Below are 16,418 nucleotides of genomic sequence, written 5' to 3' on the forward strand. Positions count from 1 at the left end.
GTTCGTCGGCAGCGTCAGATGTGTATAAGAGACAGCGCCCCCACCGTCAACGGCCCCCGCCCGGCCAGCATCCACTGCAACCCCATCTTCGCGAGCTCGACAGGATTGCGGACCTGGTCATTGAGCGAGATCCGCTCCTTCAGGCGCACGATCAGCCGTGCCTGGTAATGGTCCTGCAGATTGGAGCCGACTTCGGGCGAGTCGGTGACGACGGCGATACCGTGCTTGCGAAGCAGGTCGGCCGGACCGATCCCGGAAAGCTGGAGGATTTGCGGCGATTGCAGCGCGCCGCCGGACAGGATGACCTCGCGATCGGCTGTCGCGCGATGAACCTGCCCCTTGCTGATCCACTCGACGCCGGTCGCGACGCGGCCGTTGAAAGTGACTTTGCTCACCTGTGCGTGCGTGATGACGGTCAGGTTGCGCCGGTCGGCAATCGGTCGAAGAAAGGCGGATGCCGAGCTGGTCCGCCAATGCCGCCCGATGCCAAGCTGATAGGACCCGACGCCAAGCGTCGTCGCGCCGTTGAAATCGGAATTGCGCGGCAGGCCGAACTGTACGCCCGCCTCCACCCAGGCCCTCGACGCCGGGTTGTCGTTCCGAAGATCGGAGACCTCGAACTCACCGAGGCCGCCGTGAAACTGGCTCTCGCCGCCGCGGTAGCGCTCGTAGCGCCGGAAATAGGGCAGAACGTCGCGATAGCTCCAGCCGTCGGCGCCGAGACGTTCCCAGTCGTCAAAATCCTCGTGCTGGCCGCGGATGAAGATCAGGCCGTTGATCGACGACGATCCGCCGAGCACGCGGCCGCGCGGCCAGACGATGGCGCGGCCGCCGCTTCCTTCCGACGGCTCGGTCTTGAACAGGCGCGAGAAGCGCTCGTCGTAGATGGTCCGGTAATACCCGACCGGCAGCTTGAGCCAGAAATTCCGGTCCGATCCGCCGGCTTCGAGCAGCAGCACGCGGCAGGCAGGATCGGCCGACAGTCTGTTTGCGACCACACAGCCGGCCGACCCCGCACCGACGATGATGTAATCGTAGCCAAGCCCCGACATCAGGCGGTCCGGTATTGTTCGATCGAGGCAAGATCGGGCGTGATGCCGAGACCCGCCTCGTCGCCGAGCTCGATCATGCCATCGCTGACGTCAAGCACGGGGCCGCAGAACTGATCCCGCAGCGGGTTCGCATTGCTGTCGACCTCCAGCAGTCCCTCGCCGCCGACGCCCGCCAGAAGATGCGCCGACGCCAAGAGGCCGATGCCGGCGCCAAGATAATGCGGACAGAACATCTTACCCGACGTTAGGATGTCGCGGGCGATGCCGGCGCAAGCCGAAAGCCCGCCCCACTTGGCGATGTCAGGCTGGACGACACCGAGAACCGGCTCACTCAGCACCTCGGCAAAGCCGGCGTGGCTCGCGATGTTCTCACCGGCCGCGAGCGGAAAACGGATCGTCTCGTGCAGCTGCTTCCATTCCTGCCGCGGACGGTCCGCGCCGATCGGCTCCTCGAGCCAGGCAAGGCCGAACGGCTCGAGCTGCGGCGCACGCTCGTGCGCCTGCGCGATGGTCCAACCCTGGTTGACGTCGGCTGCAAGCATGCCATCGCCGACGAGGCGGCGCAGCGCGGCGAGGTTGGCCCGGTCGCCCGCCGGATCGAAGCCGATCTTCAGCTTCAGGGCGCGGTAGCCGCGGCCGAGGGCTGCTTCCGCCGCCCGCTCCGATCCGACCGGATTGATGCCGCTGGCATAGACCTTGATCCGCTTCCGCGATCCGCCGAGCAGTTTCCACAACGCAACGTTCCGGCGGCGCGCATGGAGATCCCAGACGGCGAGATCGATGCCGGCGATCGATTGCGCGAATGGGCCCGCTTCGCCGGATTGCAACGCGAGCACCGAAGTTCCCTGCGTCAATCGCTCGAACGCGGCATCAGGTTCGCTTGCCCTGAATCCGACAAGCGCCGGTGCCAGTACCTCGTTGACCAGCCGAACACGATGCTCGGCGCCCGGCGCGGGAAAGTTGCACCAGACCTCGCCCCAACCCGCGTAACCGTCCATGTCCTCGACCCGAACGAACACGGCAGGCCGGTCCGCCATGCGCCCGAACGAGGTGATGACCGGTGTCGTCAGAGGATAGCGGAAGCCAAAGGCCTGGACGCTCCGGATGGTGAAAGGCGGCGATGTCATGCGCGGAAATGCCTGCGGCGCCTACGACCAAAGCGGCGCTTGTATGGTCATCCTATTTATAATATGACTTGGCCAAACATCAACTGCAATCTGGGTGGAAGCGTCGAATGGACGGAGCTGGCGTGAGACGCTTTGGTCTCGGGTTGATACCGTGGGTCGGTGCGATCCTGCTCTGGTATGCCGTCCGTTGGAGCGGCTTCGTCAACACATCGCTGATCCCCGCCCCGCACCAGGTCGCCGCGAAATTCGTCGAGCTTCTCACCAAGGAAGGCCTTTTGATCGACATCTTCGCCTCGACCAGGCGCGTCTTTTTCGGCGTCTCGCTCGGAATTCTCGTCGCGGTGCCCGTCGGCTTCCTGCTCGGATGGTATCGCCCGGCCCGCACCTTCGCCGACCCCATGATCAACTTCTTCCGCGCGCTGCCGCCGATCGCGCTGATCCCGCTCGTCATCGTCTATTTCGGCGTGGACGAGCTCGCAAAGCTCGTCATCCTGTTCTACGCCTCGTTCTTCTCCGGCGTGATCGTCATGTATGAGGGGGTCTCGCAGATCACGCCGCTCTATATCCGCGTGGCGCAGACGCTCGGTGCCAATCAGGCGGAAATCTTTCGCAAGGTCATCATTCCGCTCACCGTTCCGCACATCCTCACCGCGCTGCGGGTCGCGCTTGGGGTCGCCTGGGCGACGCTGGTGGCATCCGAACTGATCGCAGCCCAGCGTGGGCTTGGCGCCATGATCCAGAATGCGTCGACCTACTTCCTGCTCGACGTCATCTATGTCGGCATCATCTGCATCGGCCTGATCGCGCTGATCATGGACATGATCCTGCGCAAGATCACGGCCCGGTTGCTGGTCTGGCAGGATCGGGCCATCGCATGACCACGCGCGCACGGTTCGACAAGGTTTCGCTTGCCTTCGAGACCCCGAAGGGACGTCTCAACGTCGTCGAGAATGTCAGCTACGATATCAACGATGGCGATTTCATCGCGGTGATCGGCCCTTCAGGCTGCGGCAAGACCACGATGATGAGCATGCTCGCCGGCTTCCAGAAGCCGACGACGGGAAGCGTGCTGTTCGACGGAAAGCCCGTGGCCGGTCCCGGTCCCGAGCGCGGCGTCATCTTCCAGGAATATGGCGTCTTCCCGTGGCTGACGGTGAAACAGAACATCGCTTTCGGCCTGACGCTCCGGGCCAATCACGTCGCGGCCGGCGAGCGCGATTCGATCTGCGATCACTATCTCGGCCTGATGGGGCTGTCCGACTTTGCCAACTCCTATCCGAAGCATTTGTCCGGCGGCATGCGTCAGCGGCTCGCGATCGCGCGCGCTTACGCCGTCAAGCCGCAGTTCCTGCTGATGGACGAGCCGTTCGGTGCGCTCGACGCCCAGACCCGTTCCAACATGCAGAACCTGCTGCTCAAGGTGCTCCAGACCGAAGGCAAGACGGTCATGCTGATCACCCACTCCGTGGAGGAGGCGATCTATCTCGCGTCCCGTATCGTGGTGGTCACCGCGCGGCCGGCGCGGATCAGGCAGATCATCGACGTGCCGTTCGCCTATCCGCGCGATGAATCGATCCAGGAGCGGCCGGAATTCGGCGAGCTGCGAAGCCATATCAAGCATCTGGTGATGGACGAGTATCGCGCCCAGCAGGCGCAGATGCGTCCGGTCTCATTCTCGGAATAAACAACACAGCGGAGGACGACCTATGGATCGGCGACAGTTTCTGACCACGACGGCCGGGCTTGCCCTCGGAAGCTTCACGGCCGCAGCGCCGGCGATTGCGCAGGCAAAAACAAAAGTTCGTGTCGGCTATCTGCACACCGTTGCCGTCGACGGCCAGATCTGGACCGGCATGGACCGCGGCTCCTTCGAAAAGCAGGGGCTGGATCTCGAGCTGCGGCAGTTCAATACCGGTCTCGAAATCTTCCAGGCGCTGATCGGCGGCAGCCTCGACGTGCTGGCGACGGGCGCCGTGCTCTCGAACTTCCCCGCCCGAGGCCAGGGCAAGGTCTTCCTCATCAACGACATCGAGGTCGCGACCGCGCAGCTCTGGGTGCGCGGCGATCAGGGCATCAAGTCATTCGAGGATCTGAAGGGCAAGCGGATCGCAACTGCGACCGGCACCACCGCGCATGTGTTCCTGGACACCGCGCTGCGCGCGAACAAGGTCGATCCCAAACAGGTCGAGCTCGTCAACCAGACCATGCCTGCCGCCGTAACCGCCTTCATTTCAGGCGCGGTGCCTGCCGTTGCGCTCTGGGTGCCCTTCAACGTGACGGTTCGCGACAAGGTGCCGGGCGCGGTCAAGCTCGCCGACGCCTCGGCCTACTATCCAAAGGCCGCGATCATCGGAGGCTGGGCCGCGGCCAACGATTATTACGAGCCCAACAAGGAAACGCTGGCGAAGCTGATCCGTGGCTGGGCCGATGCCAACGACTACATCATCGCGAACAGCACCGAAGCGATGGAAAAGCTGCAGAAGGGCCATTACAGCCAGACGCCGATGGCCGACATCGACGAATCGTTCAAGGCGCAGAAGATGTTCTCGTCGCGGGACTGGAAGCGGATGTATTCCGACGGCACGGTCACCAACTGGCTGCAGCAATCGACCGACTTCTTCATGGCCAATGCCGGCATCAAGGACTTTACGCCGGCAAGCAAATATTTCGATCCGAGCCTGTATTTGAAAACGATTGCGTGACGCATCTGGATGCAGATGCCGTCCTAGAGAAAGCTCTCGAACGCGAGGCGCTGCGCCGGCGTCAAATGCAGGCCGTGCTTGGTGCGTCGGTCCAGGAAGTCGGCAGGCTTCCTGGCCCACTCCTTCTCGCGCAGATAAACCGCTTCGCATTCATAGAACTCACCGCCGAAATGACGGCCGAGGTCGACGGCGCTGCGGACCGGACCCAGGAGCTCGCGCGCGCGCGTCCCATAGAGACGGGCATAGTGATGGATGAGCGTTCGCGGCAAATCGGGATAGTCGCGTGCCAGCCGATTCGCGAATTCATCGAAGCTGCCGCCGATGTCGCCACCCGGTAGCGGCCGATGCGCGGTCCAGGCCGACGACAGCTTCGGAAACCACGGCGCGAGGCGTTGCATCGCCTGCTCCGCCAGCCGGCGGTAGGTCGTGATCTTGCCGCCGAAGATCGAGAGCAGCGGCGGCGCATCCTGCGCGCCGTGAACCTCGAACACATAGTCGCGCGTCACGGCCGACGGATTGTCGGCGTTGTCGTCGTAGAGCGGCCGGACGCCGGAGAACGCGTGCACGATCGCGCTCGCCCGCGGCGGCGTTTTGAAATAGCGGCGCAAGACCTGCAACAGGTAATCGGTCTCGTCCTCGCCGATCGCGACGTCCTCGGCGCGGCCGTGATAGGGAATGTCTGTGGTGCCGATCAGCGCGAGGTCGTCCTCATAGGGGTTGACGAAGATCACCCGCCGATCGCTGTTCTGCAGCAGGTAGGCCTGCGGCCCGCTCCAGAATTTCGGCACCACGATATGGCTGCCCTTGACCAGCCTTACGCTCTGGGCCGAGTTCAGGCCCGCCACGCCCTGGATGACATCCTGAACCCACGGCCCGGCGGCGTTGACCAGCGCGCGCGACCGCACGACCTGCGTTGTGCCGTCGTCGCCGTGCATCTCGAGCAGCCAGATCTCGCCGTCGCGGCGGGCGCGCACCGCCCGCGTGCGCGGCAAGATGCAGGCGCCGTTCTGCGCGGCATCGATCAAATTGAGGATCACCAGCCTGCTGTCATCGACCCAGCAGTCCGAATATTCGAAGCCTCGCCGGAACTCCTGACGCAGCGGCGCGCCCTCCGGCGCGCGCGACAGATCCAGACTGCGGCTCGCCGGCAGCTGCTTGCGGCCACCGAGATGGTCGTAGAGCAACAGCCCGGTGCGGACCAGCCAGGCCGGCCGCTGCTCCGGCGAATGCGGCAGCACGAAGCGCATCGGCCAGATGATGTGCGGCGCCGACGCGAGCAGCACCTCGCGCTCGATCAGCGCCTCGCGCACCAGGCGGAACTCGTAATATTCGAGATAGCGCAGCCCGCCATGGATCAGCTTGCCCGAGCGCGACGAGGTGCCCTCGGCGAAATCATCCTTCTCGCACAGCAGGACCTTCAGCCCGCGGCCGGCGGCGTCGCGGGCGATGCCGGCACCGTTGATGCCGCCACCGATGACCGCGATATCGACCAGCCCGTGATCCGTACCTGCGACCGGCGCAGTGCCCGTCATCGCTTGCTGCTACGCCGTTTCTCGGCGCGGCGCGGCGCGGCCTTTGCCGTTGCGCGGGCCTTGTTCGGCTTCGGCGCCTGCAGACCGTAAGTGGAGAATCCCTTCGCGGTGTCGGCAATCTCCTCGTCGGTCAGGATGACGCGCGAATCGAGCGCCAGCGAGAGGTAGTACTGCCGCGCGATGGTCTCGAGCTCGACCGCGAGCCACATCGCCTTGTCGAGGTTGGCGCCGAGCGCGATCATGCCGTGATTGGCGAGCAGGCAACCATTGCGGCCTTCGAGCGCCGCGATCGCATGGTCGGACAATTCCTTGGTGCCGTATCGCGCATAGCCGGCGCAGCGGATCTCGGTGCCGCCGAACGCCGCCATCATGTAGTGGCAGGCCGGGATCGGCTTGCGCGCGATGGCGAGCACGGTCGCGTAGGTCGAGTGAGTATGGACGATGGCGCCGACATCGGGCCGGGCGCGCGTGATGTCGAGATGGAAGCGCCATTCGGTGGACGGCTGCAGCGGCCCCTCCCACGCGCCATAATCGCCGTCGAGCGGCATCGAGGCGATCATCTCCGGCTTCATCGAATCGTAGGGCGTCGCCGACGGCGTGATCAGCATCCGGTCCTTGTAGCGGGCGGAGATGTTGCCCGACGTCCCCTGGTTGAGACCCGACGCATTCATCCACCGGCACTTGGCGATAACAGCCTCGCGCAATTGTCGTTCCTCACGGGTCATACGAACTGCCTTTCTCTTCAGCACGGATTGCGTGGCGGCTCGCCGGCCAGGAAGCGACGAACCTCTTCGGCCGCCTGCCCGGCGGCCACGGTGACGGTACGCACGGAGGCGCCGGCGACGTGCGGCGTCAGCGTGACGTTGGGAAGTCGCAGCAGCGGCCAGTCCGCCGGAACCGGCTCGACCGCGAAGGTGTCGAGCATGGCACCGCCGAGATGCCCCGATGCCAGCGCATCATGCAGCGCCTCGTAGTCGACCAGCGGCCCACGCGCGGTGTTGATCAGGAACGCGCCCGGCTTGATCCGCGCCAGCGCCTCGCGCCCGATGAAACGGGTGGTCTCGGGCGTCACCCGGGCGTGCAGCGTGACGACGTCGGCGCGGCCGAGCAATTCGCCGAGCGCGACATGTTCGACGCCGTCATTGCGGTCCTGGGCGCTGAGCTGGACATAGGGGTCGGCGACCAGGATCTTGCAGCCGAAGGCCTTCAGCAGCTTGACCACCCGGCTGCCGATCGCGCCATAGCCGACAATGCCGACCGTCATCTCGCCGAGCTCGCGCCCGGTGCGATCGGCCCGATAGAGATCGCCGCGCCATTCCCCGCCACGCAGCGCCTCGTGGCCGCTGCGGATCAGGCGCGTCTCGGCCAGAATGGCGCCGATGGTGAACTCCGCGACCGCGCTCGCATTGCGGCCGGGCGTATTGACCACCAGCACGTTGTGGTCGCGCGCCGCCTGCATGTCGATGTTGACCGGGCCGCCCCGCGACACCGCGATGAACCTCAGCTTCGGCAGCCGCTCCAGCATCGACCGCGAGATCGGCGCCAGATGCGTGACGAGCAGCTCGGCATCACCGATGAAGCCGATGATCTCGTCGGGCTGCCCCATAAATTCCTTCAGGCCATCGAGCTTCGAGCCGGCGTAACCGTGCTCCATCGGCTCGTCCGGCCAGGGCTGCTCCAGGGTGCGGATATCGACGCCATCGCCGCAGGCCGATCGGATGTGCTCGGCGAACACCGAGGGCAGCATGAAGCGGTCGCCGACGATGGCGATGGACTTAGACATGATCGCCTCCGGCGCGCAGCGCAGCAAGTTGCTTCCAGACCGGCCGCGACGCCAGCCTTGCCTCGAGATAGGTCGGGAAGATGCCGGCGTAGCGCTTCGCCAGCGCGGCGTCCGGCGATTGCGGCGCACTTAGATGCGGCGCGACCCACTGCTCGGCACAGGCGCGCATGTCGGAATAGGCATCGATCGCGACCGCCGCGATCATCGCAGCGCCTGCGGCGCCGGCCTCGGCACGGCTGCAGATGCGGACGTCGCAATCCAGCGCGGCCCCGAGGATGGCGCCGAGCGCACGGCTCTTCGCCGCGCCGCCTGTGATCCTGACATCGCGCGGCAGCGACCCCATCGCCGCGTAACAATCCCGTGCGGCGAAGGCCAGGCCCTCCATCACGCCGCGCATCAAGTCGCCATAGCGGTGGCGTGACCGCAAGCCGAAGAATTGCGCGCTGGCCTCATGCGCGACGAACGGACCGCGCTCGCCGGCATCGGAAATGAACGGATGGAACAGCACCTCGCCGGGCCTGGCCCGCAGCACCTGATCGTCGAGCCGGCGGATCAGCTCGGCGCGCGTGCGCGTCACGCCTTCCGCCGCCAGCATGTCGCAGGCGAGATCGAGCATCCAATCGATATTCAGCGTCGCCGCCATGTTGGACTGCATCTGGGCATAATGACCCGGCACCGGGAACGGCATGGTGTAACCGGTTGCCTCCCGGTTCAGCGTCACCGCGTCGGCGCTCGGCACCAGCCGCATATGCATGCCGGTCGAGCCGATGATGGTGCAGCCGACATCGGGTGACGGATCGTAGAGCCCGGCGCCGAGCGCATTGCAGATCACGTCGACATAGCCGAGGCAGACCGGCACACCTTCCGGCAGGCCGATCTCGATGGCGGCGGCCGCTGTCAGCGGATGCGTCATCACCGCGCCGTCGACGACCGGCGGGAACAGGCGCGTCAGGTCGGCGATACCGATCAACCGCGCGGTTTCCGCATCGAATGCTCGTCTGCGGAAATCGCCGCAGGAGAAGGTGGCTTCCGACGGATCGGTGGCGCGTTCACCGGTGAGTAGGAAATAAAGCCAGTCCTTGCAGTGGAAGGCCGTTGTCGCGCTGGCGATCGTGTCGGGCATGTGGGCCTGCAACCACGCCAGTTGCGGCCCTTGCTGGCAGGCGTTGAGCCCGGAGCCGGTGCGGCGGTAAAGGATCGCGTTGTGCTCGCTGCCGCGGATCTCCTCGACCAGCCGGCCGGCGCGCGAATCCAGCCACAGCAACGCCGGCGCAACCGGCCGGCCGTCGTCATCGATCAGCCAGGTGCCGTCGCCCTGCCCGGTCACCGCGATCGCCGCGATCCGCGCCGACAGGTCGGGCACCGACTTCGCCAGCGCGCGAATGACCGCGACCGTGTCGCTCCAGGTCCGCGCCATGTCCTGCTCGACATGGCCGCCGGCCAGGCTGCTGTACGCATTCGGCCGCGAAACATCGGCAAGCTGCTCGCCGGTCAGCGTGAACGCCACCGCCTTGATTAGGGAGGTGCCGGCATCGATGCCGATGATGACGTCGCGGCTTGCGGAAGCGGTCATCGTCACGCTCCCTCCGCATGGCGAATGCAGGTTCCGTCGCTGCCAAAGATGTGCAGGTGACGCGGTTCCAGCGCGAACGAGATAATCTCTCCCGGCCGCGCGGCGACGCGGCCCGGCGTGACCGCGATCAGCATGCGGCCGCCGCAATCGCCGGCGACATGCGATTGATCGCCGAGCCACTGGTTGGAGACCACCTTGACTTTGACGTCACCGGTCCCGACCGCGATCTTCTGCGGACGAATGCCGATCCGCACCTGCGGCGTGGCCGCGAGCGTCTTCGCGGCCTCAACGTCGAGTCCGGCGCCGGCGATATCGAGACGCATGTCGGTTCCGACCGACAGGCGGAAGCCGCCGTCCGACCGCGTCACGCCAGCGTCGAGCAGGTTCATCGGCGGCTCGCCGATGAAGCTCGCGACGAACAGATTGGCCGGCCGGCCCTTCAGCTCCTTTTCGCTGGCGAACTGCTGCAGCACGCCGCCTTCCATGACCGCGATGCGGTCGGCCAGCGCACTCGCTTCGGTCTGGTCGTGGGTGACAAAGATCGCGGTCATGCCGCGCTCGGCAAGCAGGCTCTTGATCCGGCCGCGCAGCACCGCGCGCAGCTGCGGTTCGAGCTGCCCCATCGGCTCATCGAGCAGATAGAGATCCGCGTCCCGCACCAGCGCCCGCGCCAGCGACACGCGCTGCTGCTGGCCGCCTGAGATCGCGCGCGGATAGCTGTCGAGGATGTCCTCGATCTCGACCAGACGGGCAATCTCGTCGACACGGCGCCTTACCTCAGCGCGCGGCAACTGCGCGGATTTCAGCGCGAACGCGATGTTCTCGCGGATCGTCAGCGGCGGATAGAGCGAATAGCCCTCGAACGCCATCGCGACCTTGCGACGCGCCGGCGGCAGCTCGTGAATCCGCCGCCCGCCGAGCGCGATCGATCCGGCCGAGACCTCCTCGAAGCCTGCGATCATGCGCAATGTCGAGGTCTTGCCGCAGCCCGACGATCCCAACAGTGCGACGATCTCGCCCTTTTCGACCGCCATATCGAGCGCGCGCACCGCATGCACCGGCTCTTTGCCGCGGCTGCGATAGACCTTGTCGATGCCTCGAAGCTCGAGCATGTCCATGACCATCCGCTCCTATGCCGCCTTGAGCCGGTGCGACGCCCCGATCCGCAGGCCGCTCGCGCGATCGAACAGCATCGCGGCGTCGGGCGCGAAGCGAACGAAAACGGCATCGTCGGCCGCGCCTTGCGGCGCATCCGGCGGCAGCGCCGCCAGCCATTCCGTTCCGTCGGCAAGACGGAGCAGCAGCACCGCCTTCTCATGCATCGGCGTGATCGCGAGAATGCGCGCCGGGACGGCGCCATCGGAGGACGCCGAGGAGACCGCGAGATCCTCGGGCCGGATGCCGAGCCAACAGGCACCGGCAGGTGCTGCGCCATCGGCCGCGCCGAGCCGCATCCTGGCGCCGGCGATGTCAGCCGACAGCATGCCGTGCTCCGCTACTGGCGAGACCTCGGCGAGGTTGATGGTCGGATCGCCGAACAGGCGCGCGACCGCAACCGATGCGGGCTGGGCATAGATATCGGCAGGCGTTGCGACCTGCGCGAGCCGGCCGTCGATCAAGACCGCGATGCGGTCGGCGATCGCCATCGCCTCGCGATAGTCCTGGGTTACGTAGAGCACCGCGGCAGTGCCGCGCCGCAGCAGGTTCGGCAGTTCGAGCCGCATCTCGTAGCGCAGCTTGGCGTCGACATTGCGCAGGGGATCATCTAGCAGCAGCACATCCGGATTGCCGATCAGCGCCCGTGCCAGCGCGGTACGCTGCTTCTGTCCGTTCGACAATTCGCGCGGCGCGTGGCCGAGCACGTGCTCGATCTTGAGCAGCCTGCTGATCGCGGCAACGCGGCCGGCGACATCGCCGCCGCCGGCCCTGGCGCGCAGGCCGCTTGCGATATTGTCGCGGGCGGTCATGTGCGGGAACAAGGCAAAGTTCTGGAATGCCATGCCGATCCCGCGCCGTTCGGGCGGAGCGCCGACGACCGAGCGGCCGCCGACCAGGATGTCGCCGTCGTCGGGCTCGAACATGCCCGCGATCATGCGCAACAGCACGGTCTTGCCGCTGCCGGACGGTCCGAACACCGCCACGATCTCGCCGGGCTCGACCGCCAGCGACAATCCGTCGGCGGGCCGCGCCGCGCCGAATGCCTTGCTCACCGAGTTGATTTCGAGACGCGCCATCGGATCAGCCTTTCACCGCGCCGAGCGAGAGACCCTCGACCAGGTAGCGCTGCGCATAGAGCGCCAGCAACAGGGTCGGCGTCACCGACAGCACGATCGCCGCCGCGATCTGGCCGTACTGGATGCCGGACGCGGTGACGAAGGCGAGCGCGCCGACCGTCACCGGCTGCTTGTCGGCGGAGGCCAGGATCAGCGCGAAGACGAAATTGTTCCAGCAGAAGATGAAGGACAGCAGCCCCGCCGCGGCAATCCCCGGCCCTGCCAGCGGCACCGCGATCCTGGTGAAGGCCTCGCGCCAGGAATGCCCGGCGAGACGGTAGGCATGCTCGATATCAGGGCTGATATCCTCGAAATAGCCGCGCACGATCCACAGGATCAACGGCAGCGCGATCAGCTGATAGACCCAGACGATGCCGAAGTAGGTGTCGTTCAGTCCGAGCTCCTGGTAGTACAGCGACAGCGGCAGCAGCACGAGCAGCGGCGGCGCGAAGCGGAACGACAGCAGCGTGAAGGCGATGCTCTCGCCGAGACGGAATTTGAAGCGCGCAAACGCGTAGGCCGCCGGCACGCCGAGCAGCAGCGCCAGCAGCACCGCCGCGCTCGACAGCACGACGCTGTTGAACAGATTGCGCATGAAGGAGATCTGCAGATTGCCGGCCACGGTGCGCAGTTGGCCGGAGATCAACGCCTCGTAATTCGCAAGCGTCGGCTCGAACAGGATCCGCGGCGGAATCCGCAGGATCTGCTCGTTGGTCTGGAACGACATCAGGAAGATCCAGACGATCGGAAACATGAAGAAGATCAGGATCAGCGTGAGCGCCACGCCGCGGAAGATGCGACCGGCAAGGCTGGAATGTTCCATCGCTCCCCTCCCCGTCACGCGTGGCCGTGCGCACGCGCGCGCAACCGCAGCCAGTTCTTGATGAAGATGTTCGACAGGATGTTGGTGATGAGCCAGAGGATCATCAACAGCGCCGCCGATCGGCCGACATTGGTGTACTGGAAGAATTCCAGATAGGCCTGCACCTGGAACACCATCAGCCGGTCGCCCGGCCCGCCCTGCGTCATCGCATAGATGATGTCGAACTGCTGGATCGAATCGAGCAGCCGGAACAGCGACGCCGTGATGATGTAGGGCGCAAGCATCGGCAGCGTGATGCGAAAGAACACGAAGCTCGCCGGCACGCCGTCGAGTGCCGCGGCCTCGAACGGCTGCCGCGGCAGCGAGCGCAGGCCGGCGAGCAGCAGGATCATGATGAAGGGCGTATAGACCCAGACGTCGACCAGTACGACCGTAAACAGTGCCGTCGACGGATCGGAGGCCCATTTGAAATCGGTGACGCCGAACAGGCCCACGAAATAAGACAAGATGCCGAAGCTCGGATTGGTCATCAGCTTCCACATCAGCGCGGCGATCGCCGGCGCCGTCATCAGAGGCAGCAGCAGCATGATCGACACCGCATTGTGGAAGCGGGTCGGCCGGCGCAGCAGCAGCGCGATGCCGAGGCCGAGCAGAAGCTCGAGCACGACGGTCAGCACGGTATAGGTGATCGAGACCTGGAACGTATTCCAGAACGCCGGATCGGACAGGAAGTCGATGTAGTTGCCGGCGCCAATGAAGCCGCGCAGGTAAGGCAGGTTCAGCCGGTAGCGCTGCAGCGAATAGACCGCCGCGGTCACGAACGGAACCAGGATCGCCACGCAGACGAGCAGCGCCGGCAGGCTGAGCAGATAGGGCAAGAGGCGCACGCGCGGCCTTGGTTTGGCCGGCGCTGCCTGCGCGTTCGTCTGGAGAGTTTGGACCATGCTCATGATGATAAGAGATCGCCTTCGGCTGGCAAACGCCGCCGGCTCGGATGGGACAAGGGTCCGAGCCGGCGGATGGGTGCGGTGCGGGGGATCAGGCACCGCACAGTTGATCAATCAGCCGAGACCGGCCTGCTTGAGCTGGCGGTTGATGCTGTCGGCGAGCTTGTCGAGCCCCTCGTCGACGCTGACCTCCTTGGCCACCATCTTCTGCAGCGAGGCGGCCCATTCCGTCGTCAGGTCGAAGAACAGCGGCTGCGCCGTGAAGTAGATCTTGGCGCCGGGCGACGACATGTCGTGTTGCTCGAGATAGCCGGGATAGGATTTCGCGATGCGGTCGCGGAACTCGCTGTCCTTCCATACCGACGCGCGAACCGGGTTGACGAAGTCCATCTTGCGCGCGCCGAACAGGTCGTGCTCGACGGACGCCGCCCACTGCATGAACAGCCAGGCCGCCTCCTTCTGCTTGGAGAAGCTCGACATCGCGAGCGACCAGATCCAGACATTCGGGGTCGGCGCCTTGGCAGCCGGATTGGCGGCGAACGGCGCGTAGCCGAGATGCCCCTTCTCCTTGTTGTCGCCGCCGTTCATGAAGTAGCCGAGGATGTCGGCGTCGAAGATCATGCCCGAGGCGCCGGCGCCGAGATCGGTGCCGACCTGGTACCATGTATAGGTCGACCAGTTCTTCGGACCCGAGGTCTGGATCATCTTGACCCATTTGTCGTGAAAATCCTTCGAGGCCTTGGTGTTCATCGCGGCCTTCAGCTTGCCTCCCTCCATCACGAAATCCTTCTGGCCGAAGTTCGAATAGGCCGACAGGAAGCCCGGATGGATGGTCGCCCAGGAGCGCGAGCCGCGCACGCCAACACCGTAGGGACCGCCGGCGTCCTTGGTGATCTTGGCCGCGACCTCGAGCATCTCGTCGAGGTTCTTCGGCGGCTTGACCCCGACCTTGTCGAAGACGTTGCGGTTGTAGGTGATGTTGTTGAGCTCATAGCCCCAGGGGATGCACCACTGCTTGGCCTTGCCCGAGCCGAGCTCGGAGCCGGCGACGCCGTCCCACGCGGTCGAGGCGCGCAGGCCCGGCAGCACGTCGTCCCAGGCGAAGGCCGGGTTGGTCTTGGCGGGATCCTTGATGTAGGTGTTGAGGTCCTCGATCCAGCCTGCCGGACCATAGGTCCAGGTCATGTAAGCGCCGGTCATGAAAGCATCGTACTGGTCCGACTTCGACGACAGCGCCGCCGTCACCTTGTCGAAATAGACGTCCTCCGGGAAGATGTCGTAGGTGACGTTCATGCCGGTGAGCGACTTGAACGCCTCGATGTCGCCGATCATCGCATCGACGTAGGGATGCTTATTGAGCAGCAGCTTGACGCTCTTGCCGCTCTGGGCCTTCCAGTTGAAGTCGGCGGCCATCGCCTTCGACATCGAGGAGGCGAAGGCGGCGTTGGCGGCGATGCCCGCGATGCCGAGCTTGGCGGCGCCGTCCAGGAGATCGCGGCGGCTGATGCGTTTGGCAGCGTAGGAGTCGAACAGATTCTTCTCGCGATCGAACATGTATTTCCTCTCCTTGTTGACGCTTGTTTTATGTGTCCTTCCGGGCCTTGCTTCTTGTCTTGCCGGATGTGGTCTCCGGCTTGTCGGTGGCGAGCGCCTTTGCGGTCGCTTCGTCGATGATGAGGCCGTGCAGAACGCCGCTGCGCAGCACGCCGCGCAACGCGGTCACCTTGGCCGGCCCGCCGGCGATGGCGACGATGCGGTGCTTCCTGAGATCGGCCATGCTCATGGAGGTGGCGCGGGCCGACAGATCGGTGTCCAGCACCGTTCCGTCGGCGCTGAAGAAATGTCCGAGCAGGTCGGCGCAGGCGCCGACGCGCTTCAGCTCGACGACCTCGTCGGGCTTGATCATGCCGCTCGACACCAGGAAGCCGTCGCGGCTGACCTGGCCGATGCCGACGAACAGCAGCGAGGCCTTGCGCGCCAGCGCGAACACGTCGGCGATGCCGAATTGCTGCATCAGAACGGCGCGGTCGGCGACCGAATTGGCGAACACCGGCACCGGCAGCAGATAGGCTTCCGCGCCGGTGCGCTCGGCGAGCTTGTGAATCACGTCGAACGGATTGGCGGCAAATTTCCGCGTCAATCCGCCGAGCAGCGACACGAATTGCGCGTCGCGTGCCGGCGTCTGCGGCATCTGCTCCACGACCGCCGCGAGCGTGCGGCCATGGCCGAAACCGATCACCTTGTCCTGGCCGCGCTCCAGGATCTGGCGCAGGAAACTCGCGCCTTCCAGCGCCAGCGCCTTCAGCGGCAGGTCGCTCTCGCCGAGATCAGGTGCGACGCGGCAGAACGAGAGGCCGAAGCGCTGCGCGAGATCGTTCTCCAGCGCGACGCATTCGGCGACCGGTCCCTCGACGAACACACGGATCATGCCCTCGCGGCTGGCGCGCGCGATCAGGCGATGCGCCTTGGTGCTCTGAATGTTGAGGCGGTCGGCGACCTCCGACTGGGTGAGCCCCGCCGCGAAATACAGCCACGCCGCGCGCGTCGCGAGCGACGCCTCGCCGTCGATCACCGGCAGCCTGTCGGGCGGGGGTGCCATATCAGGA

The 16,418-nt window shown here is 65.6% G+C and carries 14 protein-coding genes and 1 pseudogene; 3 read left to right on the top strand and 12 right to left on the bottom strand.

What is annotated here, in order from left to right; all coding sequences use genetic code 11:
* Positions 1-35: 35 nt before the first annotated feature.
* Together IF803_RS30725 and IF803_RS30730 are read right to left on the bottom strand one after the other, a co-directional pair.
* A pseudogene (locus tag IF803_RS30725) lies at positions 36-1,052 on the bottom strand (GMC family oxidoreductase); the annotation flags it as partial.
* Complete coding sequence (locus IF803_RS30730) at positions 1,052-2,179, bottom strand: mandelate racemase/muconate lactonizing enzyme family protein (protein WP_461194626.1); 1,128 nt, start codon at positions 2,177-2,179, stop codon at positions 1,052-1,054. The pseudogene IF803_RS30725 and the gene IF803_RS30730, both read right to left, overlap by 1 nt.
* A gap of 122 nt (positions 2,180-2,301) precedes the next feature.
* Here IF803_RS30730 and IF803_RS30735 point away from each other — a divergent pair, with 122 nt between their 5' ends.
* Genes IF803_RS30735 through IF803_RS30745 form a run of 3 tightly spaced genes read left to right on the top strand, consistent with a single transcriptional unit; the run spans position 2,302 to position 4,881 of the window.
* A complete protein-coding gene (locus tag IF803_RS30735; protein WP_028335661.1) occupies positions 2,302-3,057 on the top strand; it encodes an ABC transporter permease in 756 nt (251 codons plus the stop codon).
* A complete protein-coding gene (locus tag IF803_RS30740) occupies positions 3,054-3,863 on the top strand; it encodes an ABC transporter ATP-binding protein (protein ID WP_461194628.1) in 810 nt (269 codons plus the stop codon). The genes IF803_RS30735 and IF803_RS30740 overlap by 4 nt, the downstream gene beginning before the upstream one ends.
* Positions 3,864-3,885: 22 nt before the next feature.
* Positions 3,886-4,881: an ABC transporter substrate-binding protein gene (locus tag IF803_RS30745; protein WP_028335663.1), complete on the top strand. Its 996-nt coding sequence runs from the start codon at positions 3,886-3,888 to the stop codon at positions 4,879-4,881.
* Positions 4,882-4,904: 23 nt separating this feature from the next.
* Here the strand turns inward: IF803_RS30745 and IF803_RS30750 are convergent, their stop codons facing one another.
* The 10 genes from IF803_RS30750 to IF803_RS30795 form a co-directional block, all read right to left on the bottom strand.
* The gene (locus IF803_RS30750; protein WP_461194630.1) at positions 4,905-6,413 is read right to left on the bottom strand and encodes a glycerol-3-phosphate dehydrogenase; all 1,509 of its coding nucleotides are present in this window, start codon (positions 6,411-6,413) and stop codon (positions 4,905-4,907) included.
* Positions 6,410-7,138, bottom strand: coding sequence for a class II aldolase/adducin family protein (locus IF803_RS30755; protein ID WP_461194631.1), 729 nt, complete (start codon positions 7,136-7,138; stop codon positions 6,410-6,412). Before IF803_RS30755 ends, IF803_RS30750 begins: the two co-directional genes overlap by 4 nt.
* 17 nt (positions 7,139-7,155) lie before the next feature.
* Entirely contained in the window at positions 7,156-8,196 is a 1,041-nt protein-coding gene (locus IF803_RS30760; RefSeq protein ID WP_461194633.1) for a 2-hydroxyacid dehydrogenase, read from the bottom strand.
* The gene (locus IF803_RS30765; protein ID WP_461194635.1) at positions 8,189-9,769 is read right to left on the bottom strand and encodes an FGGY family carbohydrate kinase; all 1,581 of its coding nucleotides are present in this window, start codon (positions 9,767-9,769) and stop codon (positions 8,189-8,191) included. The genes IF803_RS30760 and IF803_RS30765 overlap by 8 nt, the downstream gene beginning before the upstream one ends.
* Before the next feature lie 2 nt (positions 9,770-9,771).
* The gene (locus tag IF803_RS30770; RefSeq protein WP_461194636.1) at positions 9,772-10,887 is read right to left on the bottom strand and encodes an ABC transporter ATP-binding protein; all 1,116 of its coding nucleotides are present in this window, start codon (positions 10,885-10,887) and stop codon (positions 9,772-9,774) included.
* Positions 10,888-10,899: 12 nt separating this feature from the next.
* Positions 10,900-12,003, bottom strand: a complete 1,104-nt coding sequence (locus IF803_RS30775; RefSeq protein ID WP_304496657.1) for an ABC transporter ATP-binding protein — start codon at positions 12,001-12,003, stop codon at positions 10,900-10,902.
* 4 nt (positions 12,004-12,007) lie between these two features.
* Positions 12,008-12,865 (bottom strand): carbohydrate ABC transporter permease, encoded by an 858-nt coding sequence (locus tag IF803_RS30780; protein ID WP_304496658.1) that lies wholly within the window; start codon positions 12,863-12,865, stop codon positions 12,008-12,010.
* Positions 12,866-12,879: 14 nt separating this feature from the next.
* On the bottom strand, positions 12,880-13,809 hold the full coding sequence (locus IF803_RS30785) for a carbohydrate ABC transporter permease (protein ID WP_304500361.1): 930 nt from the start codon (positions 13,807-13,809) through the stop codon (positions 12,880-12,882).
* Between the two features lie 117 nt (positions 13,810-13,926).
* Positions 13,927-15,366 (bottom strand): extracellular solute-binding protein, encoded by a 1,440-nt coding sequence (locus IF803_RS30790; protein ID WP_016846935.1) that lies wholly within the window; start codon positions 15,364-15,366, stop codon positions 13,927-13,929.
* Between the two features lie 28 nt (positions 15,367-15,394).
* Entirely contained in the window at positions 15,395-16,411 is a 1,017-nt protein-coding gene (locus IF803_RS30795; protein ID WP_304496659.1) for a sugar-binding transcriptional regulator, read from the bottom strand.
* Positions 16,412-16,418 lie beyond the last annotated feature (7 nt).

The organism is Bradyrhizobium sp. UFLA06-06, assembly GCF_054820065.1.